Here is a 23,974-nt window from a genome sequence, read left to right on the forward strand (position 1 = left end):
AACACCCGAGGGAAGATGACAAATACGTTTATTGTTCCAGGTTGAAGCTTCCATTGTCAGCTCTTAAAACGAGTTGGCTGCCATCGCCAAGTTCGGCGGTGCCGACAAAGTTGAATGTTCCAGAAAGTTTGCCTTTAATTGCCTCGAAATCTGGAATTGAATTGAATGTGACCGTACCGCTTTCAGCGCTCCAAACGAAACCTTCAAGGATATGGAAGAAAAACAGACGGACCTGTTTGCTTTCAGGACTAAAGCTGTAGGTGCCGCGTGAAAGGCCTTCGGCTATGTTGATGGATAATACATAGTCCTTAAAGTCGGGTTTCGACGTGAACTGTCGTGACCAGGCCTGTAGATAGGCAGGGAAACTACCCGTCTCTCCTCTTTTATTAAACCCTGTCTCATTAGACTCATAGCGCTCATTAATCGACTCGCTGAGGTTACACGCCACCAAACCGCTGGCTCTGGCTTTCTTGTCCTCGGTAAATCCTTGGAGTTTCATCTCGCCCTGGGTAAGAGAGACTGTTTTTGAACCGCTTTGTGCTGCAAACTCGAAGGTTGACTCCACTGTCTGCAGGGTGCTGTTCAGCGTGACCGTCACACTTCCGCTGATGGCGGTGTAAGGGCGAAATGACGAGGAAGTTGCTTTTGTCCATGACGCATTGGCTTTCCCCTGCGCACCATGGTCGTCAACGATTGCGTAGGTTTTTTTTACAACGTCACCCTCGTTAGGCAACCACAGCGAAATATATTGATATTGACCAAGATGGTCTTCATCGCTTGCGCCTGAGATATACCATCTGTTTGTTTGTTCATCCAGATAGAAATAGAAGCGTGTGCCCTCGAAACTGTTAAAGTCCTCGTCGTCATTCACTATTGCACTGGCTGTGCCTGAAGTGGCTTTTGGCTTGGTTTTATTCGAGCTGCTCATAAGCGGCTCTCCTTTGTTGTGACGTGGGTTCGGCTTGAGTCTATTAAGCGGGCAACACAATATCTACTGTCAAAAATGACAGGTATAACGTGATCGTTTCTAATAGCGAAAGTGGTTATTCGGAACACATGTTTGAATGCCGGTGACTTATCAATTCCGACCCCGCTCGGCAGGGTGTTCGCTGTTGCTCCAGCAACAGCGAAGAAGCACTTTGTGCTGTGTCAGCTTCATAACTGTTGATGAACGCCTGGGTTATGCGGCGTTTTATATCGGCATGGTTCCTGCTTAGCCTTTATATCAACGCTATCGACTTTCCGTTCAATCCTCATTCAGCCAGCGGACCACCGCACGCTTACCCACCCAATAGGAGCATCACCCCTATGAGCGTGCATGTACTCAAACCTCCGCCGGCTCTGGAATGGCCGGCCGAGTTGCTCGGTCAGTTGCCCACGGCCCTGGAACAACTGCGCCATTGGGCACAGATCACGCCGCTGCACACCGCCCTGCGCCACAAGCGCCAGGGCCAGTGGTACGCCTGGCGCTGGATCGATGTGTTGCGCGATGTCGAGCGCCTGGCCGATGGCCTGCGCCAGCACGGGTTCAGTGAACAATCGCAACTGGCGCTCAGCGGGGCTTTCGAGCCCAACCTGTTATTGCTGGCGCTGGCCGCCCAATCGGTCGGCGGCCAGGTACTGACCCTGGCCGATGACTTGGAGCCCGAGGCGCTGCGCCAACAACTCTGGCGCATTCGCCCGAGCCATTCCTACGTGCAGGGGCGTCAGCAGCAGCGGCACTGGCAGTCGGCCAACCTGGTGGATTTCGCCCAAGTGCTTGGTGCGACCGACCCGGCCCGGCACCTCAGCCGCTGGTGGCAGCCGGCCGGCGAGAGCGTGCTGTGGAGCGAGGAGGGCACTCACTGGCAAGGCGGCCTGGCGGTACTGCTGGCGCAATGGCTGAACAGCGGTCACGGGCTGGCCTTCCCGGAAAGCCTGGCATCGGCCCGGCGTGATCGCGGCGAAGCCGCGCCCACCGGCTTGCTGTTGTCACCTGCGCGCCTGCAGCACTTGGCCGACGACATCGAAAGCCGCCTGGCGCCCCACGGCACCTGGCGCCGACGCCTGTGTGAGTGGGCCATCGCCCAGCCGCACAGCGGCCTGCGCCGTCTGCTGAAAAACCGCGTGCGCAAACTGCTGGGCTTTCAACGCCTGGCCTCTATCTGGCAGCCACCCAGCACGGGCAAGTCCGTTGTCGAGCCGGTGTGGCTGGCTGAATTCAAACGGGACATCGCATGAGCCAAGCCATTCTCCAGGTGCGGGATATCTCGCTGTCGTTCAAAGGGGTCAAGGCGATCAACGCGCTGTCCTTCGATGTCCAGCGCGGCGAAATCTGCGCGCTGATCGGCCCCAACGGCGCCGGCAAGAGTTCGCTGCTCAATGTGCTCAACGGCGTGTATCGCTTCGATGCCGGCGAGATTGTGTTCGAGCAGCAGCACTTCCACCGTATCGACCCCTTGGGCGCCGCGCGTCGCGGCATTGGGCGGACCTTCCAGAACAACGCGCTGTTCAAAAAGATGAGCGTGCTCGACAACATCCTCACCGGCCTGTCGCGGCATATGGGCACCCGCTTTATCGAACAGGCCCTCGGCTTGCCCCACGCACGGCGCGAGGCCGAAGCGTTCCGCCGGCGTGCCCAGGGCATTCTCGAGTTTCTTGAGTTGCAGGCCCACCGTGATGTGGCGGTCGGCAACTTGTCCTACGGCCTGCAGAAACGCGTGGAACTGGGCCGGGCGCTGATCGCTGGGCCCAGCCTGCTCCTGCTGGATGAGCCCATGGCCGGGATGAACGCCGAGGAGAAACAGGAAATGGCGCGCTTTGTCGCCGATGTGAACCGCGACCTCGGCACCACCGTGGTGTTGATCGAACACGACATGGGCGTGGTCATGGGCCTGTCCGACCATGTGGTGGTGCTCGACTACGGGCGCAAGGTCGGCGACGGCACCCCCGCGCAAGTGCAGGCCAACCCCGACGTGATCGCGGCGTACCTGGGAGTGGTCCACTGATGACGTTCTTTTTCGAAACCCTGCTCGGCGGCCTGCTCGCCGGCACCCTGTACTCGCTGGTCGCCATCGGCTTCGTGCTGATCTACAAGGCCAGCGGCGTGTTCAATTTCGCCCAGGGCTCGATGCTGCTGTTTGCCGCCCTGACCTTCGTCAGCCTGCACGAGCAGGGCGTGCCGTTTGCCCTGGCGCTGTTGTTGACGGTGGTGGTGATGATCGTCGGCGCCTTGCTCATCGAACGCCTGGTTCTGCGCCCGCTGGTGAACCGTTCGCAGATCACCCTGTTCATGGCCACCCTGGGCTTGTCGTTCATTGTCGAGGGCCTGGCCCAGGGCTTGATGGGCTCGCAGGTGCGTGCGCTGGACTTGGGCATCGACGACGTGCCGCTGTTCGTCGGGCCGCTGATGCTCAGCCAGTTCGACCTGATCGCCGCCGCCGCCGCCGTGGTGCTGGTGACGGTGCTGGCGCTGCTGTTCAACAAGACCCGCATCGGCGTGTCGTTGCGCGCCGTGGCGGATGACACCACGGCGGCGCTGTCCATCGGCATCAACCTCAACCGTATCTGGCAGATCGTCTGGGCGGTGGCCGGGACCGTCGGGCTGGTGGCCGGGCTGCTGTGGGGCGCGCGTCAGGGCGTGCAGTTTTCATTGTCGCTGGTGGTGCTCAAGGCCTTGCCGGTGTTGATCATCGGCGGCTTTACCTCGATTGGCGGGGCGATTGTCGGCGGGCTGATTGTCGGCGCGGCGGAGAACCTTGCCGAGGTGTATATCGGCCCACTGCTCGGCGGCGGCATCACGCCGTGGTTCGCCTACGCCCTGGCCCTGGCCTTCCTGTATATCCGCCCCGCCGGCCTGTTCGGCGAGCGTGCCATCGAGCGAGTCTGAAACCATGTCGATCCCTGTTGTGCAAGAAACCGCGCCATTGCGGCTGATTCAGCGGCGTGTGCCTTGGGGCCTACTCGGCCTGTTGGCGCTGGCGTTTGTCGTGGTGCCGCTGTGGGGCAATGATTATTGGCTCAATGCGATCCTGATCCCGTTCCTGGTGCTGTCCCTGGCCGGGCTGGGCCTGAACCTGTTGACCGGCTACACCGGGCAGACCTCGGTGGGCGCGGCCGGCTTCATGGCGGTCGGTGCGTTTGCCACCTACGGCTTTCTGCTGCGCCTGCCGGAGCTGGGCTTGCCGGTGGCGTTGCTCGGCGGCGGCATTATCAGCGCGCTGGTCGGTTTGCTGTTCGGCCTGCCCAGCTCGCGGATCAAGGGCTTCTACCTGATGGTCACCACCCTGGCCGCGCAGTTTTTCCTCGAGTGGCTGTTCGTCAAATTCCCCTGGTTCTACAACTACGGCTCGTCCGGCACCATCTCCGCGCCGAAGCTGGCGTTGTTCGGTTATGACCTCAACACGCCGCTGGGCCGCTACTGGCTGACGTTGCTGACGGTGCTGCTGTTGACCTGGACCGCCGTCAACCTGGTGCGCAGCCAGGTGGGGCGCAACTGGATGGCGATCCGCGACATGGACACCGCCGCCGCCGTGGTCGGCATCCCGGTGGTGCGCTACAAGCGCCTGGCGTTTGCGGTCAGCTCGTTCTACCTGGGCATCGCCGGCGCGCTGTGGGCCTTCGCCTACCTGGGCACGGCCAGCGCGAGCAGCTTCGATATCAATCGCTCGTTCCAGATTCTGTTCATCATCATTATCGGTGGCATGGGCAGCATCGCCGGCAACTTCGTCGGCGCGGCGTTTATCAGCTTGCTGCCGATCTTCCTCAGCCATGCCGGGCAGGCGCTGTTCGGCGGTTCGGTGGATGCGGGGCAATTGCAGAACCTGCAGAAAATCATCTTTGGCGTGCTGATCATCGTGTTCCTGATCAAGGAACCCGAGGGCTTGATTCGCCTGTTGCACAACCTTCGCGATCGGCTGCGTCAGTGGCCCCTACGGTTTTGACCTCTATGAGAACTCCCATGTGTGCATCCTTGAAACGTTCCCTGGCCGGCGCCGCCTTCGCGCTGGCCACCCTGGCCGCTGCAGTGCCTCAGGCCATGGCTTCGCCCGACCAGCAGTTCTTTCCGTTGGCCACCTACCGCGTCGGCGCCTATGCCTCCAGCGGTGTGCAAGTGTGGGCCGGGATGATCGACTACCTGCGTTATATCAACGAGGTCGAAGGTGGCATCAATGGCGTAAAACTGGTGTGGCAGGAATGCGAGACCGAATGGACGGCAGAGAAGGGCATCGAGTGCTACGAGCGCTTCAAGAACGGCCTGGATGGCGCGCCGGTCGCGGTCTACCAGCCTAATGGCGCACCGGCGGCCTACGCCCTGAGCGAGCGCGCCGAGGTGGACAAGATCCCGTTGATCACCCTCGGTTACGGCCGCACCGAAGCCACCGACGGCACCGTGTTCCCGTACAACTTCCCGGTGATGCTGACCTTCTACAGCGAGGCGTCGAGCCTGGTGAACTACATCGCCCAGCGCGAAGGCGGTTTCGACAAACTCAAGGGCAAAAAGATCGCCACGGTCTACCACGACTCGGCCTACGGTCGCGAAACCCTCGGCCCGCTGAAGCTGCTCGCCGAGCAGTACGGCTTCGAGAATATCCAGATTCCGGTGGCCGACCCGGGCAACGAACAGTCCGCGCAATGGCGCCAGGTGCGCCAGGCCAACCCGGACTGGGTGTTCCTGCGCACCTGGGGCGTGTCCACGCCGGTCGCGGTGAAAACCGCGGCACGCTTTGGCTTCCCGGTCGACCATATCATCGGCGATATCTGGGCCAGTTCCAGCGAAGACGTATTGCCTGCCGGCACTGCTGCCAAAGGCTACCTGGCGCTCACCCCATACCCGGCCGGCGCCGATTTCGAGATCCACAAGCGCCTCAAGCAATACGTCCTCGACAAGGGCCACAGCGACCTCAAGGACCTGAAAAACTTCGGCAGCGTCTACTACAACTCAGGCCTGGTGAACGCCGCCGTGGCGGTGGAAGCGATCCGCACCGCCCAGGCCAAATTCGGCCAGCGCCCGCTCAATGGCGAAGAAGGCCGCTGGGGCCTGGAGCACCTGAATATCGACGACGCGCGCCTCAAGGCCATGGGCTACCTAGGCCTGATGCAGAACCTCAAGTTGTCGTGCCGTGACCACGAAGGTGGCGGCTCGGCGCGGGTGCAGCAGTGGGACGGCGCCAACTGGACGCTGGTCAGCGACTGGATTGCCGCCGACCGCGCGCTGTTGCGCCCGCTGATCGACGAAAAGTCCGCCGCGTTCGCCAAGGAAAAAGGCCTGACGCCACGCACCTGCACCGGAGATGAATAAACCATGAGCCTACCTGCCAGTGAATCCGCACACGCCGCGCTGCTGACGGTCAACGACATCGAAGTGATCTACGACGGCGCGATCCTCGCCGTGGCCGGGGTGTCGCTGAGCGTGCCCAAGGGCGCGATCGTCGCCTTGCTCGGCGCCAATGGCGCCGGCAAGAGCACCACGCTCAAGGCGATCTCCGGGCTGGTGCGCGCCGAGCGTGCCGAAGTCAGCCGTGGCGTGATCGAATACGCCGGCCACGACCTGGCCGGCGTCGACCCCAGCCAACGGGTGCGCCAGGGCATGGTGCATGTACTCGAAGGTCGCCATGTGTTCGGCCAGCTCACGGTGGAAGACAACCTGCGCAGCGGCGGCTTCGTGCGTCGCCTGAGCCGCCGGGCCATGGAGGCCGATCTGGAACGCATCTACGCCTGGTTCCCCAGGCTCAAGACCAAGCGTCACACCCGCGCCGGCCTCACCTCCGGCGGCGAGCAGCAGATGGTCGCCATCGGCCGGGCGTTGATGACCCGTCCTACTTTGGTACTGCTCGACGAGCCGTCCATGGGTTTGGCGCCTATGATCGTGCAGGAGATATTCGAGATCGTCGCGCAGCTCAACCGCGAGCAGCAGGTGAGCTTCCTGATCGCCGAGCAGAACATCAACGTCGCGCTCAACTATGCGTCCCAGGGCTACGTGCTGGATACTGGCCGCGTGGTCTTGAGCGGCAGCGCCGCTGAACTGTTGGCGCGGGGCGATTTGCATGACATCTATCTGGGTAAACAGTAAAGGCGAACAGGCATGACTGAATCCATCCGCAACGCCGATGTCCTGATCATCGGCGGCGGCCTGAGCGGTACGATGCTGGCCGTGCAACTGCTGCGCCTGCCCGGCTCGCGGCAGATCCTGGTGATCGAACCGCGCGCCGAACTTGGCCGCGGCGAGGCCTACAGTGCGGTCGAGCTGGGCCATACCTTGAACGGCAATGCGGCGCGCATGAGTGTCGACCCGGACAACGCCGACGACCTGACCCAATGGCTCACCGACTACATCGGCGCTGGCGGCTGGCCGGAGTCGGACCAGCAGCATGTGCCGATCAGCGAGCTGTTCCCGCCGCGCGGGATGTTCGGGTTGTACGCGCAGCAACGCTTGGCCGAGGCCAAGGCGCTGTCGACGTCTACCGTCGAGCATGTCCGCGCCGAAGTGGTCGACCTGCAAGTGGACCCCGCCTCGACGCTGCTGACCCTGGATAACGGCCAGCAACTGCGCGGTGCCCAGGCGGTGTTGGCGACCGGCATGTTCCCGGCGGCGCGCACGCCGCAGACCGAATCCAGCGGTTTGAACGCCGCCGCAGTCGACCCGTGGGACGTGCAGGCCATGAGCCAACTCGACCCGCGTGCGACGGTGCTGATCATCGGTTCCGGGCTGACCATGGTCGACGCCGTGGTGTCCCTGGAACAGGCTGGGCACCGGGGCCCGATCGAGGTGTTCTCGCGCCACGGCCTGCTGCCCCATGTGCGTCGACAGCCACCGGGCTGGGACGATTTTCTCGCTGCCGACCACCGCCTGCGCAGCCCTCGGCAGTTGCTGCGCGAGGTGCGTCGGCAGTGTCGCATCGCGACGGCGCAGGGCATCGATTGGCAGGCGCCGCTGGACACCGTGCGCGCGCATATCGGCCGTTTGTGGAGCCAGGCCAGCGAGCGCGAGAAGCGCCAGTTCGTGCGGCATGTGCGGCCGTGGTGGGAAAGTCATCACCACCGTTCGCCGCCGCTGAGTGCGCAGTTGGTGGCGCGCCTGCATGAGGAAGGGCGCCTGCGCATTCGCGCGGCGTCGTTCAAGGGCTTGGTGCCTGCGGTCAACGGCGTGAGCATCCGCTTGCGTTACCGTGGCGAGCAAGCGATCACCCAGGTTGCGGGCGCGGCACTGATCAATTCCAGTGGCATCGAATACGACTGGCGCCGGGTAGCCCGGCCGTTGCCCCAGCAGTTGCTCAAGCGCGGGTTGATCCAGCCCGGGCCGCTGGCGTTGGGGATCGCAGCGGATGCCTCGGGGGCGGTGCTGGATGCCCAGGGCCAGGCCAGCCGGCGCTTGTTCGCCATGGGCCCGCCGCTGCGCGGGATGTGGTGGGAGAGCACGGCAGTGACCGATGTGGCGCTTCAGGCCAAGGCGCTGGCGTTGAAGCTGACAACGATCTAAAGGTGGGAGGGGGCAACTTCCTCTACCTAGGGGTTTTCACAAAACCGGGTTTTAGGCCAAATACCTCGACACCCTGCGGCGTCGATTGCCCGGTGGTCACGGTCACGCGTTCCACCGGCTGGTCCATCGTCGGCCGATATTCGACGGTCATGTCCGGCTGGATCGCCTGGCTCGGAATCACGATCGCCTGCGCGTTGTTGTAAGTGACGATGGTCAGTCGCGCACTCATCCCCAGCCGTACCCGCTGCAGTTGCTGCGGGGTCAGCCTGGGGATCGACAGGGTTACCGGGAACTGCGCGCTGCCCTGGGTATCGCCGGCAATCGCCAAGCCGCTGACCACACTCACCGAGCCGCTCAACCGTTCGCCGTCGAAGCCATCGCCCATCACTTCCACCGCCTGGCCCTGGTGCAGTTGGTTGATGTCCAGCTCGGAGACCCTGGCGACGATTTTCAGCCGTTCGATATTGGCCAGGCCGAACAGCACCTGGCCCTGGCTGACCTTGCTGCCGGCCTGCACCGGGGCGTTGGTGTTGCCAGCGCCTGCTGCCGCGTTGCTGCTTCCGGGGGCGGGCACCACGATGCCGGAGAAGGGCGCCTTGACCTCCTTGTCTTCGAGCTGTCGGTAGAGCGCGTCGTACTTCACCGTGGCATTGGTCAGCTCCATCTCGGCGATCTGTCGGTATTCGCCCTTGCCTTGCTCCAGTGCCTGTTGCAGTTCATCGCGTGCGGCGATCAGGTCCAGTTGTTGCTGCTGGGTCTGTTGCTTGAGGTCGTCCAGTTCGTTGCGCGGGATGATGCCGCGCTGAAACAGGTTTTCGCTTTCGGTGAGTTTGCGCTGGGTGTTGTCGGCGCTCATTTGCGCGGTGCGCAGGCTGCGGCGTGCACGGCTGACGGTGGGGCTGCTGTCCCAGTCTTGCATTTCCTGCACGGTGCGCCGGGCCTTGAGTTGCGCGGAGAGTGCATCGCGCAGTTGCACTTCGAGCAGGGCCGGGTCCATGCGCAGCAACACTTGCCCGGCGTCGACGCGTTGGCCTTGTTCCACCAGGTTGGCCTGCACATTGCCGTCGAACGGCGCGGTGAGGGTGAGGGTGGTGTCGGGCTCGATCTTGCCCACCAGGCCGATCTGATGCACCAGCGCGCCAGGCGTCACCGCCAGCCACTGTTCGGTCGGGAGGATCGGGTCGGCGGCGCTGCGATGGCTTTGCACCGCAACGGCGGCGGCCGCCAGCAGCACGATCAATCCAGCCGCCAGCAGGCGTTTTTGGTTAGTAGTCATTGAGGGCGATTTCCCAGCTTTCCAGCGTCATGCCCAGGGTCAGATCGAGCTGGGTCTGGGCGTTCAAATAAGCGATCAGCGCATTGAGCTGCGTGTTTTCGGCGTTGCGCAGGTCGGTCTCGAAACTCAGCACCTGGAAGTTGGTGGAGCGCCCGGCGCTGAGTTTTTCGCGTTCGATCTCGATCTTGCGCCGCGACAATTCCACGGCGCGCTGGGAGATTTCGTACTGGCGCCAGCGCGTGCCGAGGTCGCGCACCACGTTGTTCACGCTGCGCTCCAGCTCCTGGCGGGCGTCGGTGATGCGGATGGCCTGATCCTCCACATTCACCCGCGCGCGCACTTCGGCCTGGCGCGTGCTGATGTCGCCGATGGGGATTTGCACCTGCACCCCGGCGTAGCTGTCCCAACTGCGGTTGTTGCCGCTGCCGGTGTCGTTGTCGTAGTTGTTGCGTATCTGGTTCGCCCCGGCCACCAGGTCCACTTGCCAGCGCCCGGAGTCTTTGGCGATCACCAGGTTGAGGTCGGCCTGCTGGCTGCCGAGCAGGGTGGCGAGGTACTCCGGTTGCTGGTTCTGCGCCAGGTTGAAGGCCTCGCGTTTGTCGATCTGCATGGGCTTGGCCTCCAGGGCTTCGGTGGCGCGGATCGGCGTCGACAGGTCGAGGGCCAGCAGGCGCAGCAAGGCCAGGCGGCTGGTGTCGAGTTGGTTCTGCGCTTCTTCCACGCCCAGTTGCTGGGTGGCGATATCGGCTTCGGTCTGCACGATCTCGAACTCGGCCATGCGCCCGGCGCTGATCAGCGCCTTGTTGACTTCCAGCAAGGTGTTGGCGCGTTTCAGCGCGTCCTGGACGATGCTCAGTTGCTCCTGGGCGCGCAGCAACTCGCGGTAGGTGGCGATGATCTGGCTGATGGTTTGTGCCACGGTGGCCTTGAGGTTCAGGCGGTTGGCCTGCTCCGACAGGCGCGACAGGCGCAGCGGCGCGGTGGTCGCGTCCCAGCCGGCGCCGCGCATCAGCGGTTGGATGAGCGCCAGGTCGAGGCCGTCGCTGCGGTAGCGACCGGCCCGGTTGGCGTTATTCAGTTGCTGGGTCCAGGCCATGCTCAGGCGCGTGCCGTACTCGCCCAGCAGGCTGGTGGCAGGGGCCACGTTGGTATTGCGTGCATTGTCGGCGGAACCGCGGGAGCTGCGGTAATAGCTGTTGAGGGTGAGCTTGGGGTTGAACACGTCTTCGGCCACGCGCAGGTCGAATTTCTGCGCGACCCGCTGCAGGTAGGCGCTGCGAATCGCCGGATTGTTGCGCAGGCCCAGGTACACCGCGTCGCCCAGGGTAACGGCGGTGACCTGGGCATTCAGCGAGACGCCGCGATCATAGCCGCTGCGCGTGGTGCTGGGCGCCGTGGGCCGGATCAGCATATCGGCGGCGACACTCGGCAGGCTGATCAGCGCCAGGAGCAGCAGCAGGCGTTTATTCATCGCGCAACGCCTCCACCGGCTGCAACCGTGAGGCCGAGACCGCCGGGTAAATGCCGAAGAACAACCCCACCAGCAAGGTGCTGCCCACCCCCAGGGGCAGGGCGGCGACCGCCAGGGCGAAGGCCCAGCCCGACAGCCAGGCGTAGAGCCACGCGGCGGTCATGCCGAGCACCGCGCCGCACAGCGCGCCGACGGCGGTGAGGGTGATGGCTTCGAGCAGGAACAGGTTGCGGATATCCCGCTGGCGTGCGCCGAGCGCCATGCGAATGCCGATCTCGCGGCGGCGTTCGGAGACGTTCATCAGCATCACGTTCATCACCCCGACACCGCCGCCCACCAGCGAGATCGCGCCCAGGGCCAGCAGCAGGTAGGCGAAAGTGCGGCTCTGCCGGGTCATGCCGTCGATCATTTGCTGGGGCACCGTGATGTCGACGCTGTGCTCGGTCAATTGGCGTTGCAGCGCGGCGGCGGCGTCCCGGGCGATGCGTTCCATGTCCTGGCCCGGCGCGGCGCGGATGATCACGTTGCCGATTTGCGGGCTGGCGTAGATGCGGCGCATGCCGTCGGCGGGAATGAACAGCGATTCGTTGGCCTGCACCGGCATCAGCATCGCCCGGGGCTGGTGGTGCAGGATGCCGACCACCTGGAACAGGTAATCGTTGATACGCACGCGGTCGCCCAGCTTTAACGGCGCGCCGGGGGTACCAAGGGCCTGGGCGATCTGGTCGCCGATCACGCCGTAGGTTTCGTTGGCATCGAACGCCGACAGGAAGCGCCCCTCGCGCAGCGCCAGGCGCAGGGCCGCGGGGATATCCGCTGTGCTGCCGACGAAGTTGGCGTTGACGCTGCGGCCCTGGAACACGATGGGGCCGCTGAACAGGCTCAGCGCGCCGATGTGCGCGATCCCGGGCACGGCCTGGCGCACGGCGTCGAGGTCGAGGCGGGCACGCATCGGTACGCTGCTGTCGGCTTTGGGCGGAAACTGCGCGACCAGGGTGTCGGTGCCCATGTCCTTGAAAATCAGCGCGGCATCCACCGCCGCGTTATGCCCGATATTGATCAGCGCCACCACCGACGAACTGCCGATCACGATGCCCAGCAGCGCGAGGACCGAGCGCTTGCCCAGGGTGCGCAGGCTGACGAACGCTTCATGCAGCAATTGGCTCAGGCTCTGCTCGACCCGCAGGCTCATGGGCGCCCGGCCTCATGCACCACGCCGTTGCGCACCAGGATCTTGCGCTCCAGGCGTTCGGCGATGTGCGCGTCGTGGGTGACGATGATCAGCGTGACCTGCTGCTCGCGGTTCAGCGCCAGGAGCAGGTCCATGATGTCCTGGGCGGTGCTGCTGTCGAGGTTGCCGGTGGGTTCGTCGGCCAGGATGACCGAGGGCTTGCCCACCAGTGCCCGCGCAATCGCCACACGTTGGCGCTGGCCGCCGGAGAGGTCGGCGGGGCGATGGTGCGCGCGCTCGGCCAGGCCGACTTGTTCGAGCATGCGCAGGGCCTGCTCCACCGACTCGTGGCGCGACACGCCGCGATAACTCAGGGGCAGGGCGACATTGTCCAATGCGCTGAGGCGCGGCAGCAGGTTGAAACTCTGGAACACGAAGCCGATCTGCTGGTTGCGGATCGCCGCCAGTTCATCCGGGCTGGCGCTGAAAATGTCGTGGCCGGCAAAGCGGTACTGGCCGCAGTTGGGCAGGTCCAGCAGGCCGAGGATGTTGAGCAGGGTACTTTTGCCGGAGCCGGAGGCGCCGAGGATGCCGCAGCTGTCACCGCGGGCGATGGACAGGCACACATCATTGAGGATGGACAGGTGCTGTCCGGCGAGCTGATAGCGTTTGCCGATGCCTTGCAGGGAGATCAAGCCTGGGTGCGCGGGGGTATCTGTCATCATGACTACGCCTGCAGTCTCGACGCTGCCGTGCTGCCCCGGTAAAAATTTGTAACAAGTTCGGGAGCTGCCTGGGACACGTCACGGACTGGTTTGATTTCTTGTTTTTAAAATATTCTTTGAATACTAACCGCGTTCAACCGGCTCCGCCAGCCATCGTTGTAGAGGGTTTTTACCCTTTGAAATAAATGCACCGGGGGCAAAACCCACCGCGCAAAAATCCTTTGGTCAGCCTCGACGGGCCCGTCTGCCAAGGCTTGCGCTGATATGGCGCAGTGTCACTACTTGCTTTCGAGCGGTGGCCCCGGTATAAAAAATCAAATTTATTTTTAAAACAATATTTCCCGCGTGGAACTTTTATGGTCGTGAAGAAAGTCAGTTCTCCAAACGTTACCAAGACTCGATTGCTGGATGCGACAGAGGCTCTCTTCATCAAATACGGGTATGACGCTGTTTTGTTGCGGCAGATTACCGAGCGTGCCCAGGTGAACCTTGCTGCGGTGAACTATCACTTCGGGGACAAGGACGCCCTGATGAAAACCCTGCTGATGCAGCGCCTGGAGCCGCTCAACGAGCAGCGCCTGGAACTGCTGGCACGCTGCGAAGCCGAATCTGACGGCCCCCTCGATTGCGACACGCTGCTCGGTGTGCTGTTCGCCCCGGCCATGGGCCTGGAGCGCAGCGACCCGGCGAGTGGGGAAGGGCGTTCGTTCATTCGTTTCCTGGGGCGGGTCTACAGCGACACCTCGCCGTTTATCCAGGAATACCTCAAGGTCCATTACCAGCCGGTGTTCCAGCGCTTCTTCGAAGCCTTCGCCCTGGCCTTGCCGGACTTGCCGCGCAACGAACTGGGGGTACGCCTGCAATTTGCCCTCAAGGCGATTTCCGGTGTGATGGCCGGCACCGAACTGCGCCTGCTGATGAACTCCATGAGCCTGGGCCGCCCGGCCACGGATGCCGAAGTAATGGCCAAGTTGATCACGCTGGTCTCGGCGGCGATTCGCGTGCCGCAGCAAAGCCCCGAGGCGCAAGTGGCGTTGGCCAAGGTGCTCGATACCCAGCGCGCCATTCGCGAGCAAGCGTCCGCGCCCGCCGGCAAGGTGGCGCGCTAGCTCGAATCCGAGACAAAAAAAAGCCCGCTGGGGCGGCGGGCTTGATGTGCAACGTTTGTAACGGATGAGGCTTTACCCTACGTCCCGCGATGTGAATAAGTCGTGAAAAATATGTAGGAAAAGGTTTGCGAATAAAAAATTTGTGATCCGCGCGTGTTCCGTTGCGGTACCGTTTGTCGCTACTGTCAAAACTAACGGGCCGCGCATGGCATCAACGAACGCAAGTGCCGCGTCGCGCGTATTCACGCGGTTTTGATGTTTTCGTCGTCGGTGACCGATTGGCCGTTGCGCGGCACAGTCGTGCAGGTGCCCTTGCCGATATCGGCAGGTGTTCTACTGACTGCCGGGCTTCCGAATAGGCAGACTCACTGCCATCCGTCTGAACTGTAATTTCTAACAGGTACCCGCGTTGCTAAAAGCGGCGTTTGATTTCACCTGATGCGTACCCGCTTAGGAGAATGATCATGCCAACCAAATCTGCCGGTTCGAAAAAAGCCGTCGTAACAAAGTCGACGGAAGAAAAAACCAGTACGACGAATTCCAAGCAGGCGGCGGCCAACAAACCGTCTGCTTCAGCACCGCCTGTCGCAAGTGCGACAAAGACAGCCGCCAAAAATAAACATTCCCCACGAACACCCGTACCGCCACCGGTTTTGCAGGACCTTGACTCTCCCTACACATCGCCCGCGCGGGTCATACCCGTCTTAGGGGCCGCCTATGGTATTGGCCGGCGTCATATCCGTGATGGATTGACCTACATTTTCGAGCGCTGGGTTCAGTGCAGTGCAGGTGACGAATATCGAATCTGGATGAATGGAATATTGATGATGCAAGAGAAGGTGACGGCTGCCAACGAAGGCGACCCACGATTTTTTTTGGTCATTCCCAGAAGCAGACTGCTGCTGTTTTTTGTCGAAAATGTCTACGGCGAGGTCATCCGAGTTGGTTCTGGTGTGGAGAGTTCTTCTGTACCTGAAAGAGTTCTGATCCTGGACACACTGCCTGGTGGAGAGGGCAACTGTGATGGAACCTATCACCATGGTCTGACCTTTACACTTACCGACACATTTGTTGATGCCGTCGTTGCCGCTCGGGGCGTTGGGGTCACCATCCACGCGTGGGTAAACATGCGGGTCAATGACCTGGTGATGTTCTACTGGGGCGGTTACCGCTATGAACTCCTGCCTATCCGCGCCGACCAAGTCGGGCATGACCTGACGTTTACGATAGAGAGTGAGTTCTTGGTGGCTGTCGGTAGCGGCCATTTTGTCGTGCAATTTTATTTGTATGATGAGGTGCTGGATGAGTCCGGCCCGTGCCATCGGTGGGGCAAACCGATCCCCGTCAATGTTGACCTTGATACCACGCTGCTGGATGAGCCGGAGATCGTTGAAGCCGATCACCTGACATTGATTCTGGAAGCCGATGAATTGCATGGCCTTCCGGCTACCGGGTCTGTGTTTATCCGCAGAAATGATCCGAACTTCGTCCGTGGCGATTACCTCATATGGACGGTGGAAGGCACTACGGTGGAGGGGGAGCCTGTTACGTTTGATTTTCGCGTGGAAGTTGTTTTGAGCAGCTACAACGATATTTCAATCCCCAATGCATTTGTCCGCTCATTGATACAGAGCACCCTGAGAATTTCCTACGTCAGGGAAAGAGACATGTTGCGCGCCCGCTCGACTGTCTATACGGTCGCGGGCATCCGCTACACGCTCCCCGCACCCGACGTCACTCAGGCCCACGGGCCATTTGTCGAGCCGGATTTGGGGTTTATCACGGTGGCGATGCCCGACTATGTCCCGCCAGGCAATGCGGGAGATGATCTGCAAGTCAGTATTCAGGCTGAGCGCCTGGATGGCAGCGTGGAGCGCGTGTTCAGTCACCGAGTTGCGGGGACCCATCCCCGGTTCCGGGATTTTGTCAACGCGGAATACGCACGATTTGAAGGGCTGAACCGCACTCGGGTCTATTACCAGGTCACGGGGCCGGCAAGCGTTCGTGAATCGGAACGTCGATACATCCAGGTCGGCCGGCCGCCACGCAGCCTGGTTGCGCCCATTATCCAAGAGGCAGACGCCACCCACAATATTGATCCCGGGGCAGTGGGCAGTGTCGCTACCTTTGAAGCGCGTGCGGAGTTCAGGGCAGGTGACGAAGTCGTCATCAAGTATGTGGGCTCGGTCACCGGGATCACCCTTGTCGACTATCGGCTGGCGGTGAATTCCAATCCACTCTTGGTGGATGTCCCTAGGCAACTGATTGTGGATAATCTGGATGGCACGTTGATTGTCAGTTATACGCGCAGACGGTTTGGCGTCGATGAGCTTTCCGAGGAGGCGACTTACACCATCGGGCGGGCATTGGGCGAGTTGTTCTCTCCTGAAGTGCTGGAGGCGACAACGGGGCTGGATGAACTGGATCCGTGGTTGGTGGCGATTAGCGGCGCCACGGTACGCTGCCGCTATGACCAGCCCAAGAACGGCGATCAAGTTGAAGTATGCTGGCTTGGGCTGGCGGGTGCCGGGACGTATTTTGAAGTCAAGCCTGCCAACAGTGGTGACGCTTTTGTCGAGGTAACCATTCCGGTCCCCGTCATTGGCTTCAATATCCATCCTCTGGGGCGTGATATTGACGTGTCGTTTAAGGTGATTCGCAACGGTTTCCCCACGGCTTCACCCGTTCTTACGCTGAACCTGCTGACCCTGAATCACTTACCTGGTGCGAAAATAGATAGCATCGGCAATAGCGCTATTCTTGAAATCCCCAAGCTGGACGACCTCGACAAAACTCGCGTGGCACCTTGGATCTATATCGAGAGGGGACAGCGTATGTGGTTGAAGTACTCCGGAACGCTGAATACCGATGTTCCGTACAAGGAAGAAACCTATGAAGGCCGTGAAGTCTCTGTCGAGGATGTCAGCAACGGCCCCGCGCCCTATACCCCTGTGGGAAGACTACGCAACTTGAAAGAGTGGACGAGCCTGACCATCGAGTTTGGTGTCACGTTCGATCAAAGCAACCACATTGCCAACGCCGTGTGGTTCGACACCCGCCACCATATGGTCCAGACAGAGTCCAACATATTCCCCCATCCGGAAATCAAGTATTCGACCCCGCCGAGTGGGCCCGAAGTGATCATCCACCCCCTGACCGTCGAGAACAAATGCCAGGTGTTGGTGACCTATCCCAATATGAACCAGGGTGGGACAGATCTGATTACCTTGTACTGGCTCCACGCGGACGGCACCGTGACCGAGGTCGGCACAACGTCTGGTCTGGACGGTGGCACGGTAACCTTCAATGTCGATAATAAGTTGGTGGGTGTGAGCATCAACAGCACTGTCCACCTGCAGTACGAAGTGATATTGGGCCGAGGCGGGGATGGATCGTCGCAAGTGCAGACCGTGCATGTCCAGGCCATTCCAGAGAGCAGCTTGCCAAGGGCCTTGATTAACCGTATTGCCCACGGCGGAACCATAAATCCGGCGAACTTGACTGGCGATGCGATACTGACGATGGCCAAATGGGCCTACAGCCAAAAAGATCAAGTTGCCTGGATAAGCCTGTCGGCCCCCGGCGCGGTCACACAAGATTTGCTGGTGGCTCACAGCGTTTCGGAAAATGAAGCCATCAACGGCTTCGCGAATATCAATGTGTTGCGCAGTTGGCTGCTGTCTGTACCGAACAATGGCACGGTCACGGTCCTTGTCTCCATCAACTTCAACAAGCAGGCTGACAAGTCACGAGCGGTACCTTTCCCGTCGACTCAATATCAGATCGTCCATGCAACAGCACTTGTTTTCAATCAGGCCACGGTTTATCTGAACAAGAAGACATACCTGATCGACGGTTCTCCAGATGTACTGCCGGTATTCGGTCCGGGTAATCAGGTGCAGCACCAGGCAACAGGCGGAACACCGCCTTACACGTACCTGACATCGAATGCAAATGTCGCCAATGTCCACGGCACTTCGGGTTTGGTCACGGTGCGCGGGAACGGCAGTGCATCAATTACGGTCCGTGACTCTTCGGTACCCGCACAAGCTCGCAGTTACACCGTGGTTGTCAGTAACATCGTGCGGTGTGTCGGCTTGGGCCGAAACACGCTTGGCGTCATCCGGAACAATGCGAGTGCTGCTGGCGCTCGTTTGCCTACCCTTGATGAAGCCCGTGAACTGCACCAGGCTTATGGAAATCGCTGGCCGATGGGCGTTGCGCTCTATTGGACGTCAACGTACTCGCACAGCTTTTTATTTAGTAATTACTACTATGGCCTGAACATCAATACCGGCGCTGTCCAGGCTGGGAAGGATCATATAATCGGGGACCACTTCAATGGTGTTGGGCTCAGGTAGCGCCAAACACCAAAAAAAGCGGAGTTGCAGAGGCTCGCGGTAAATCGTGAGCTTCTGTTTTTATCTGCTCGAGTGTGCGACTAATCGCGGCTTTTCCGTTGGACGGTCAAATCTTCCATCGATTCGCGCTCAGCGCCAACCGTGAACGCATCGCCTCGACATTCGCCACCAGTTGCATCGTCAATAACCGATACCCGTCCAGTGCGTTATGCACCGAGCCCCCCAACTGCGGTTCAATGAACGCTGTGTTGCCCGGCCGCTCCAGTCGCTCGGTAGCCCCCGATTGCAACGCTCGCGCCATCCCCACCCACTGCACCCGAATCTGCCGATGCTCGGCCTTCAACATCATCTGCATCCGCGCCATTGCCTGTTCGTCGCGAGGGTCTGGCCGGGTGTTGCCCAGAATCTCCAGGGTGCTGATGCACATGCGCAAATGCCGCTGGATCGTGTCCAGCTGGGTCATGGAGATCCGTACCTCCTTGGACACCGAGGGCATCAACGAACGCAGTTGCAGCATCGCCGTATTCACGCGGCTGAGCAGTTTGAGGTGTTCGTCGTCGGTGACCGATTGACCGCTGATGATGCGGTTATAGATCGCGGCACAGTCGCGCAAGGCACTGGCCAGGTTGTAGCGCCAGGAGTACACGGCATACAGCGGCAAGGCGAAGGAAAACGCCAGGGCCAACGCAATACCGATCAGGATATCGACCGTGCGCCACAGCCCGTCCGACAGCGGATTGTCGCCATGCCCGGCGACGATAAACACGGTGATCGCCGACAACAAGGCGGTGTATCCGCCCTTGCCGATGGCGTGATAGGAGAAGAACCCGCACACCACCGACATCAACAAGTAGGTCAGCAGCGGCTGCCCCACATACGTCTCCTGCACCACCAGCAGCAAACCGACGCTGGCGCCGATCAGGGTGCCGTAGGCGCGTTCCATGGCTTTCTTGCCGATGTTGCCGTGGTGCTGCAGGCCGCCGATCACCACCAGCATGGTCACCGACGCCCACTCGCCGTGGGGCAGGTTGATGCCGGTGGTCAGCAGGATCGTCGCCAGCAAGCCGATGGACACGCGCACGGCGTGGATCAGCTTGGCATGGCGATAGCGGCGGTAAGGGTCGAGCAGCGGGCGCAGCAGGCGCCGGGCAAATACAGGCAAGTGCAGGTTAATCAACGGCGAGCCGTCCTCTAGAAAATGTAGTCAGTGGTCAAGAAGCTCGAGTTGCGGTTGTGCAGGATCTCGCTGAGCAGTGCCTTGTTGCTGTCCTGGAACTTGGTCGCCACCAGGGTGCGGATCGAGAACACACGCAAGGCGTCATGTACCGACAGTGTGCCTTCGGCCGAGTTCTTGCGGCCGTTGAAGGGGAAGGTGTCCGGGCCGCGCTGGCACTGGGCGTTGATATTGATGCGGCCGACCTGATTGGCGAAGGTGTCCACCAGCCGTCCGATTTCGGCCGGGTCGGTGCCGAACAGGCTCAGTTGCTGGCCGAAATCCGATTCCAGTACGTAATCGATCACGGTCTCCAGGTCACGGTAGGGCACGATCGGCACCACCGGGCCGAACTGTTCCTCGTGGTACACGCGCATCTGCGGGTTTACCGGGTACAGCACCGCCGGGTAGAAAAAGGTACCGCGACTGACGCCGCCATCGGCATTCATCACGCGGGCGCCGTGTTGGGCTGCATCGGCCACCAGTGCCTTGAGGTAATCGACCTTGCCCACTTCCGGCAGCGGCGTCAGCGCCACGCCGTCGTCCCACGGCATGCCGGGCTTCAAGGTCGCCAACTTGGCGTTGAATTTCTGGATGAAACTGTCGACCACGTCTTCATGCACAAACAGAATTTTCAACGCGGTGCAGCGCTGGCCGTTGAACGACAGCGAGCCGGTGACCGCTTCGCTGACGGCGTTGTCCAGGTCGACCTGGGGCAGCACGATGCCTGGGTTTTTCGCGTCCAGGCCCAGGGCTGCGCGCAGGCGGTGCGGGCGCGGGTGCAGTTTTTTCAGGTCGCTGGCGGCCTTGTTGGTGCCGATGAACGCGAAAATATCGATCTTGCCGCTGGCCATCAGCGCGCTGACGGTTTCGCGGCCGCTGCCATAGATCACGTTGATCACCCCGGCCGGGAAGCTGTCGCGGAATGCCTCCAGCAGCGGGCGGATCAACAGCACGCCGAGCTTGGCCGGCTTGAACACCACGGTGTTGCCCATGATCAGCGCCGGGATCAGCGTGGTAAACGTCTCGTTCAGCGGGTAGTTGTACGGCCCCATGCACAGCGCCACTCCCATCGGTACGCGGCGGATCTGGCCGAGCGTGTCCTGTTCCAGCTCGAAGCGGCTGCTGCGGCGGTCGAGTTCCTTGAGGGCATTGATGGTGTCGGTGATGTAGTCGCAAGTGCGGTCGAACTCTTTCTGCGAGTCCTTGAGGTTCTTGCCGATTTCCCACATCAGCAGCTTGACCACCGCATCACGCTGTTCGCGCATGCGCCGCAAGAACGCTTCGACGTGGCGGATGCGGTCGACCACGCGCATCGTCGGCCATTCTCCCTGGCCGCGGTCATAGGCGCGCACGGCGGCGTCGAGGGCGCTGAGGGCGGTGTCGGCATCCAGCAGCGGCGTGCTGCCGATTTGTACGCGCTCGTCACCCAGTTGCACCGGGCTGAGCACTTGGGCCAAGGGGCCGTTCCACACCCGCAACTGGCCGTCGACCAGGTAATCGCGCTGTTCGATGGGCGCTCCCAGGCGGAATTGCTCGGGAATATCGGCGGCGCAGGAAGGAAACAGCTGGGCGAGCAGGTTATCGGTGGTCATGTCGCTACCCCTGAAATAGTTGCAAAACATGACTAGAGAGTCACCCAACAACGGGTTCTGTGGCAAGGCTTGCGCGCTTTCTTGTACGCACGGCTGCACATGGCGGGTAAACTGCGAGGCTTTCTTGAAGGAGTTCACATGAGTCAGTACCAGCCGGGCATTCTTGCCGCACCGGTGCCTTTACAGGCACGCCATCTGTTTTTTGCCGTGGACTCCCTGGCCGCTGTACCTGCTGCGTTGAACGCATTGGTGCAGTGGGCGGATTCGGCCGCAGTGGTCGGTCTGGGTGAGCCGCTGGTCAACGCACTGGGCGCGCAGATCGAAGGGCTGCGCGCATTCCCAGCGGTCAGCGCGCCGGGCGCGCACAACCCCTCCACGCAGCAAGCATTGTGGGTGTGGCTGCATGGCGTGGATCGCGGCGAATTGCTCTTGCGCAGCCGCGCGCTGGAGAAAGCCCTGGCCCCGGCGTTCCGCCTGGTGCAGTCGACTGAAGGCTTCCGCTACAAGAGCGGTTTTGATCTGACCGATTACGAAGACGGCACCGAAAACCCCCACGACGATGCCGCCGTCGAAGCCGCGCTGACCGACAGCGGCGCCAGCTTCGCCGCGATCCAGCAATGGCAGCACGACCTCGATGGTTTCGCCGCGTTGCCTGCCCAGGAACGCGACCACATCATCGGTCGCCGCCACGGCGACAACGAAGAACTGGAGGACGCGCCCGAGTCCGCCCACACCAAACGCACCGCCCAGGAAAGCTTCACCCCGGAAGCGTTCGTGGTGCGCCGCTCGATGCCCTGGGCAGAAAACGGCCAGGCTGGCTTGATGTTCCTCGCGTTCGGGCATTCCTTCGATGCGTTTGAAGCGCAACTGCGCCGCATGAGCGGGTTGGAAGACGGCATCGTCGACGGCCTGTACCGCATCAGCACACCGTTGACCGGCGGCTATTACTGGTGCCCGCCGCTCAAGGACGGGCGCCTGGACCTGAGTGCCGTGTCGATCTGACCAGGCGTTTGCCTGGGTCATTGCGTCAGCCCACGCGCCATCACCGATACGGAGTTGGCGCGTTTTTTTTACGGGTGCAGGCAACATGAAGATGTTGACAGCCAACGCATTGGCGACTGAAAAAAATCTTTGCAGCCCGTAATCTAGAGGCCTTTTGTCACCTGTGCGGATTGTGCATGTCTTCTGTTGCCGATGGGCTGCCCCTGAATAAACGCCTGCCGGCGGTGATCGCCATTTCCCTGGGCATCGGCATGGCGACCCTGGACACAGCCATCGTCAACACGGCGCTGCCGACCCTGGCCGACGGCATTGGCACCGACTCCGCGTCGGTGATCTGGGTGGTCAATGCCTACCAGTTGGCGATCATTGCCACGGTGTTGCCCTTCGCTTCGCTGAGCGATGTGCTCGGGCACCGTCGGGTGTACCTCGGTGGCTTGTTGCTGTTTATCGTATCGTCGCTGTTTTGCGGGATCGCCGGGTCGCTGGTGACGCTCACGGCGGCGCGGGTGGTGCAGGGGCTCGGTGCGGCCGCGATCATGAGCGTCAACACGGCGTTGCTGCGGCATATCTATCCGTCGCGCATGCTCGGGCGCGGCCTGGGCTATAACTCGCTGGTGGTGGGGCTGGCGTTCACGCTCGGGCCGACGGCGGCGTCGGCGATCCTGTCGGTGGCGAGTTGGCACTGGCTGTACCTGATCAACGTGCCGCTGGGCTTGTTGGCGCTGCTGTTGGGCTTGCGCTCATTGCCGGTCATTCCCATGGCCGGGCATGCCTTCGATCGTCTTGCCGCGCTGTTGTGTGCCGGGCTGTTCGCCTTGCTGGTGCTTGGCCTGGGGACGGCGGTGCATGGCGCCCAAGGTGCGTTGACCCTGGGCCTGATCGCGCTGGCGCTGGTCTGCGGTGCGCTGCTGCTGCGCCGCCAGGCCGGGCACCCGGCGCCGATGCTGGCAGTGGACTTGTTCAAGCGCCCGGTGTTTGCGCTGTCTTCGCTCACGGCGATCTGCGCCTTCAGTGCCCAGGGCCTGGCCTTTGTGTCGCTGCCGTTTCTGCTGCAGGCAGTGCTCGGGCACAGCCAGGTGGAGACCGGTTTTCTGATGACGCCCTGGCCTGCGGTGGTGGCGGTGATGGCCTTGGTCGCCGGGCGCCTGGCCGACCGCGTGTCCCTCGGCCTGTTGTGTGGGATCGGCCTGTTGATGCTGAGCGTGGGCATGGCGGCCCTGGCGACGTTGCACAATGATGCGTCGGCGTTCGAGATCGGCTGGCGCATGGCCTTGTGCGGAGCCGGTTTCGGGTTCTTCCAGTCGCCCAACCTCAAGGCATTGATGACCAGCGCGCCCTTGGCCCGCAGCGGCGGGGCCAGTGGCATTGTGGCGATCTCGCGGTTGCTGGGGCAGACGCTGGGAGCGTCGCTGGTGGCGTTGTGTTTTCACTGGTCCCTGGGCAGCGGCCCGCACTACGCGTTGTGGCTGGGCTGTGCGTTTGCGTTGGTGGGCAGTGTGGCCAGCGGCCTGCGGTTGTTGCCGTATGACAAAAAGGTTTAATCGAGCGTTGTAAAAAGCCGTTCGAGAAGGCTACGGTGGCGACCTGAATATT

18 protein-coding genes are annotated in these 23,974 nt (G+C 61.7%); 11 read left to right on the forward strand and 7 right to left on the reverse strand.

All coding sequences use genetic code 11. The features are described 5' to 3' along the window. Positions 1-28: 28 nt before the first annotated feature. Positions 29-928 carry a hypothetical protein gene (locus ACVWZP_RS01635; protein ID WP_057004436.1) on the reverse strand — a complete coding sequence of 300 codons (900 nt, stop codon included), beginning with the start codon at positions 926-928 and terminating at the stop codon, positions 29-31. Between the two features lie 380 nt (positions 929-1,308). On the opposite strand from ACVWZP_RS01635, the gene ACVWZP_RS01640 reads away from it, so the two are divergent. The 7 genes from ACVWZP_RS01640 to ACVWZP_RS01670 are packed head-to-tail and all read left to right on the forward strand — an operon-like array spanning position 1,309 to position 8,458. Further along, positions 1,309-2,220 (forward strand): AMP-binding protein, encoded by a 912-nt coding sequence (locus ACVWZP_RS01640; protein ID WP_046382888.1) that lies wholly within the window; start codon positions 1,309-1,311, stop codon positions 2,218-2,220. Further along, entirely contained in the window at positions 2,217-2,987 is a 771-nt protein-coding gene (locus ACVWZP_RS01645; protein ID WP_457369314.1) for an ABC transporter ATP-binding protein, read from the forward strand. Before ACVWZP_RS01640 ends, ACVWZP_RS01645 begins: the two co-directional genes overlap by 4 nt. Beyond that, positions 2,987-3,868 (forward strand): branched-chain amino acid ABC transporter permease, encoded by an 882-nt coding sequence (locus ACVWZP_RS01650; RefSeq protein ID WP_079444202.1) that lies wholly within the window; start codon positions 2,987-2,989, stop codon positions 3,866-3,868. Before ACVWZP_RS01645 ends, ACVWZP_RS01650 begins: the two co-directional genes overlap by 1 nt. Positions 3,869-3,872: 4 nt before the next feature. Beyond that, positions 3,873-4,922 carry a branched-chain amino acid ABC transporter permease gene (locus ACVWZP_RS01655; RefSeq protein WP_126588679.1) on the forward strand — a complete coding sequence of 350 codons (1,050 nt, stop codon included), beginning with the start codon at positions 3,873-3,875 and terminating at the stop codon, positions 4,920-4,922. Positions 4,923-4,939: 17 nt separating this feature from the next. Then, positions 4,940-6,280 carry an ABC transporter substrate-binding protein gene (locus tag ACVWZP_RS01660; RefSeq protein WP_457369315.1) on the forward strand — a complete coding sequence of 447 codons (1,341 nt, stop codon included), beginning with the start codon at positions 4,940-4,942 and terminating at the stop codon, positions 6,278-6,280. A gap of 3 nt (positions 6,281-6,283) precedes the next feature. After that, complete coding sequence (locus ACVWZP_RS01665; RefSeq protein WP_079444200.1) at positions 6,284-7,051, forward strand: ABC transporter ATP-binding protein; 768 nt, start codon at positions 6,284-6,286, stop codon at positions 7,049-7,051. 12 nt (positions 7,052-7,063) lie between these two features. Further along, on the forward strand, positions 7,064-8,458 hold the full coding sequence (locus ACVWZP_RS01670; protein ID WP_457369316.1) for an FAD/NAD(P)-binding protein: 1,395 nt from the start codon (positions 7,064-7,066) through the stop codon (positions 8,456-8,458). 22 nt (positions 8,459-8,480) lie between these two features. On the opposite strand, the gene ACVWZP_RS01675 is transcribed toward ACVWZP_RS01670, so the two are convergent. Genes ACVWZP_RS01675 through ACVWZP_RS01690 form a run of 4 tightly spaced genes read right to left on the reverse strand, consistent with a single transcriptional unit; the run spans position 8,481 to position 13,101 of the window. Further along, positions 8,481-9,734, reverse strand: coding sequence for an efflux RND transporter periplasmic adaptor subunit (locus tag ACVWZP_RS01675; RefSeq protein ID WP_457369317.1), 1,254 nt, complete (start codon positions 9,732-9,734; stop codon positions 8,481-8,483). Beyond that, positions 9,724-11,205: a TolC family protein gene (locus tag ACVWZP_RS01680; protein WP_134939488.1), complete on the reverse strand. Its 1,482-nt coding sequence runs from the start codon at positions 11,203-11,205 to the stop codon at positions 9,724-9,726. The genes ACVWZP_RS01675 and ACVWZP_RS01680 overlap by 11 nt, the downstream gene beginning before the upstream one ends. Further along, complete coding sequence (locus tag ACVWZP_RS01685) at positions 11,198-12,397, reverse strand: ABC transporter permease (RefSeq protein ID WP_288074352.1); 1,200 nt, start codon at positions 12,395-12,397, stop codon at positions 11,198-11,200. The genes ACVWZP_RS01680 and ACVWZP_RS01685 overlap by 8 nt, the downstream gene beginning before the upstream one ends. After that, positions 12,394-13,101, reverse strand: a complete 708-nt coding sequence (locus tag ACVWZP_RS01690) for an ABC transporter ATP-binding protein (RefSeq protein ID WP_017848077.1) — start codon at positions 13,099-13,101, stop codon at positions 12,394-12,396. The genes ACVWZP_RS01685 and ACVWZP_RS01690 overlap by 4 nt, the downstream gene beginning before the upstream one ends. A 356-nt stretch (positions 13,102-13,457) precedes the next feature. On the opposite strand from ACVWZP_RS01690, the gene ACVWZP_RS01695 reads away from it, so the two are divergent. Then, positions 13,458-14,210 (forward strand): TetR/AcrR family transcriptional regulator, encoded by a 753-nt coding sequence (locus ACVWZP_RS01695; protein WP_017848076.1) that lies wholly within the window; start codon positions 13,458-13,460, stop codon positions 14,208-14,210. A 464-nt stretch (positions 14,211-14,674) separates the two neighbouring features. Continuing rightward, positions 14,675-18,571 (forward strand): hypothetical protein, encoded by a 3,897-nt coding sequence (locus ACVWZP_RS01700; RefSeq protein WP_457369318.1) that lies wholly within the window; start codon positions 14,675-14,677, stop codon positions 18,569-18,571. Positions 18,572-18,677: 106 nt separating this feature from the next. Here the strand turns inward: ACVWZP_RS01700 and ACVWZP_RS01705 are convergent, their stop codons facing one another. Further along, the gene (locus tag ACVWZP_RS01705) at positions 18,678-19,739 is read right to left on the reverse strand and encodes an FUSC family protein (RefSeq protein WP_288079168.1); all 1,062 of its coding nucleotides are present in this window, start codon (positions 19,737-19,739) and stop codon (positions 18,678-18,680) included. Between the two features lie 23 nt (positions 19,740-19,762). Next, on the reverse strand, positions 19,763-21,379 hold the full coding sequence (locus tag ACVWZP_RS01710) for an NADP-dependent glyceraldehyde-3-phosphate dehydrogenase (RefSeq protein ID WP_457369319.1): 1,617 nt from the start codon (positions 21,377-21,379) through the stop codon (positions 19,763-19,765). Positions 21,380-21,517: 138 nt separating this feature from the next. Here ACVWZP_RS01710 and ACVWZP_RS01715 point away from each other — a divergent pair, with 138 nt between their 5' ends. Both ACVWZP_RS01715 and ACVWZP_RS01720 read left to right on the forward strand, forming a co-directional pair. Further along, a complete protein-coding gene (locus ACVWZP_RS01715) occupies positions 21,518-22,381 on the forward strand; it encodes a Dyp-type peroxidase (RefSeq protein WP_017848073.1) in 864 nt (287 codons plus the stop codon). A 176-nt stretch (positions 22,382-22,557) separates the two neighbouring features. Next, positions 22,558-23,922: an MFS transporter gene (locus ACVWZP_RS01720; RefSeq protein ID WP_046382901.1), complete on the forward strand. Its 1,365-nt coding sequence runs from the start codon at positions 22,558-22,560 to the stop codon at positions 23,920-23,922. The last annotated feature ends 52 nt before the right edge of the window (positions 23,923-23,974 follow it).

This window comes from Pseudomonas sp. TE36184, from assembly GCF_054060055.1.

Excerpts from the sequence above, each read along its gene's own strand:
- ACVWZP_RS01635 (WP_057004436.1), bottom strand. The coding sequence starts at position 928 with ATGAGCAGCTCGAATAAAACCAAGCCAAAAGCCACTTCAGGCACAGCC.
- ACVWZP_RS01640 (WP_046382888.1), top strand. The coding sequence starts at position 1,309 with ATGAGCGTGCATGTACTCAAACCTCCGCCGGCTCTGGAATGGCCGGCC.
- ACVWZP_RS01645 (WP_457369314.1), top strand. The coding sequence starts at position 2,217 with ATGAGCCAAGCCATTCTCCAGGTGCGGGATATCTCGCTGTCGTTCAAA.
- ACVWZP_RS01650 (WP_079444202.1), top strand. The coding sequence starts at position 2,987 with ATGACGTTCTTTTTCGAAACCCTGCTCGGCGGCCTGCTCGCCGGCACC.
- ACVWZP_RS01655 (WP_126588679.1), top strand. The coding sequence starts at position 3,873 with ATGTCGATCCCTGTTGTGCAAGAAACCGCGCCATTGCGGCTGATTCAG.
- ACVWZP_RS01660 (WP_457369315.1), top strand. The coding sequence starts at position 4,940 with ATGTGTGCATCCTTGAAACGTTCCCTGGCCGGCGCCGCCTTCGCGCTG.
- ACVWZP_RS01665 (WP_079444200.1), top strand. The coding sequence starts at position 6,284 with ATGAGCCTACCTGCCAGTGAATCCGCACACGCCGCGCTGCTGACGGTC.
- ACVWZP_RS01670 (WP_457369316.1), top strand. The coding sequence starts at position 7,064 with ATGACTGAATCCATCCGCAACGCCGATGTCCTGATCATCGGCGGCGGC.
- ACVWZP_RS01675 (WP_457369317.1), bottom strand. The coding sequence starts at position 9,734 with ATGACTACTAACCAAAAACGCCTGCTGGCGGCTGGATTGATCGTGCTG.
- ACVWZP_RS01680 (WP_134939488.1), bottom strand. The coding sequence starts at position 11,205 with ATGAATAAACGCCTGCTGCTGCTCCTGGCGCTGATCAGCCTGCCGAGT.
- ACVWZP_RS01685 (WP_288074352.1), bottom strand. The coding sequence starts at position 12,397 with ATGAGCCTGCGGGTCGAGCAGAGCCTGAGCCAATTGCTGCATGAAGCG.
- ACVWZP_RS01690 (WP_017848077.1), bottom strand. The coding sequence starts at position 13,101 with ATGATGACAGATACCCCCGCGCACCCAGGCTTGATCTCCCTGCAAGGC.
- ACVWZP_RS01695 (WP_017848076.1), top strand. The coding sequence starts at position 13,458 with ATGGTCGTGAAGAAAGTCAGTTCTCCAAACGTTACCAAGACTCGATTG.
- ACVWZP_RS01700 (WP_457369318.1), top strand. The coding sequence starts at position 14,675 with ATGCCAACCAAATCTGCCGGTTCGAAAAAAGCCGTCGTAACAAAGTCG.
- ACVWZP_RS01710 (WP_457369319.1), bottom strand. The coding sequence starts at position 21,379 with ATGACCACCGATAACCTGCTCGCCCAGCTGTTTCCTTCCTGCGCCGCC.
- ACVWZP_RS01715 (WP_017848073.1), top strand. The coding sequence starts at position 21,518 with ATGAGTCAGTACCAGCCGGGCATTCTTGCCGCACCGGTGCCTTTACAG.
- ACVWZP_RS01720 (WP_046382901.1), top strand. The coding sequence starts at position 22,558 with ATGTCTTCTGTTGCCGATGGGCTGCCCCTGAATAAACGCCTGCCGGCG.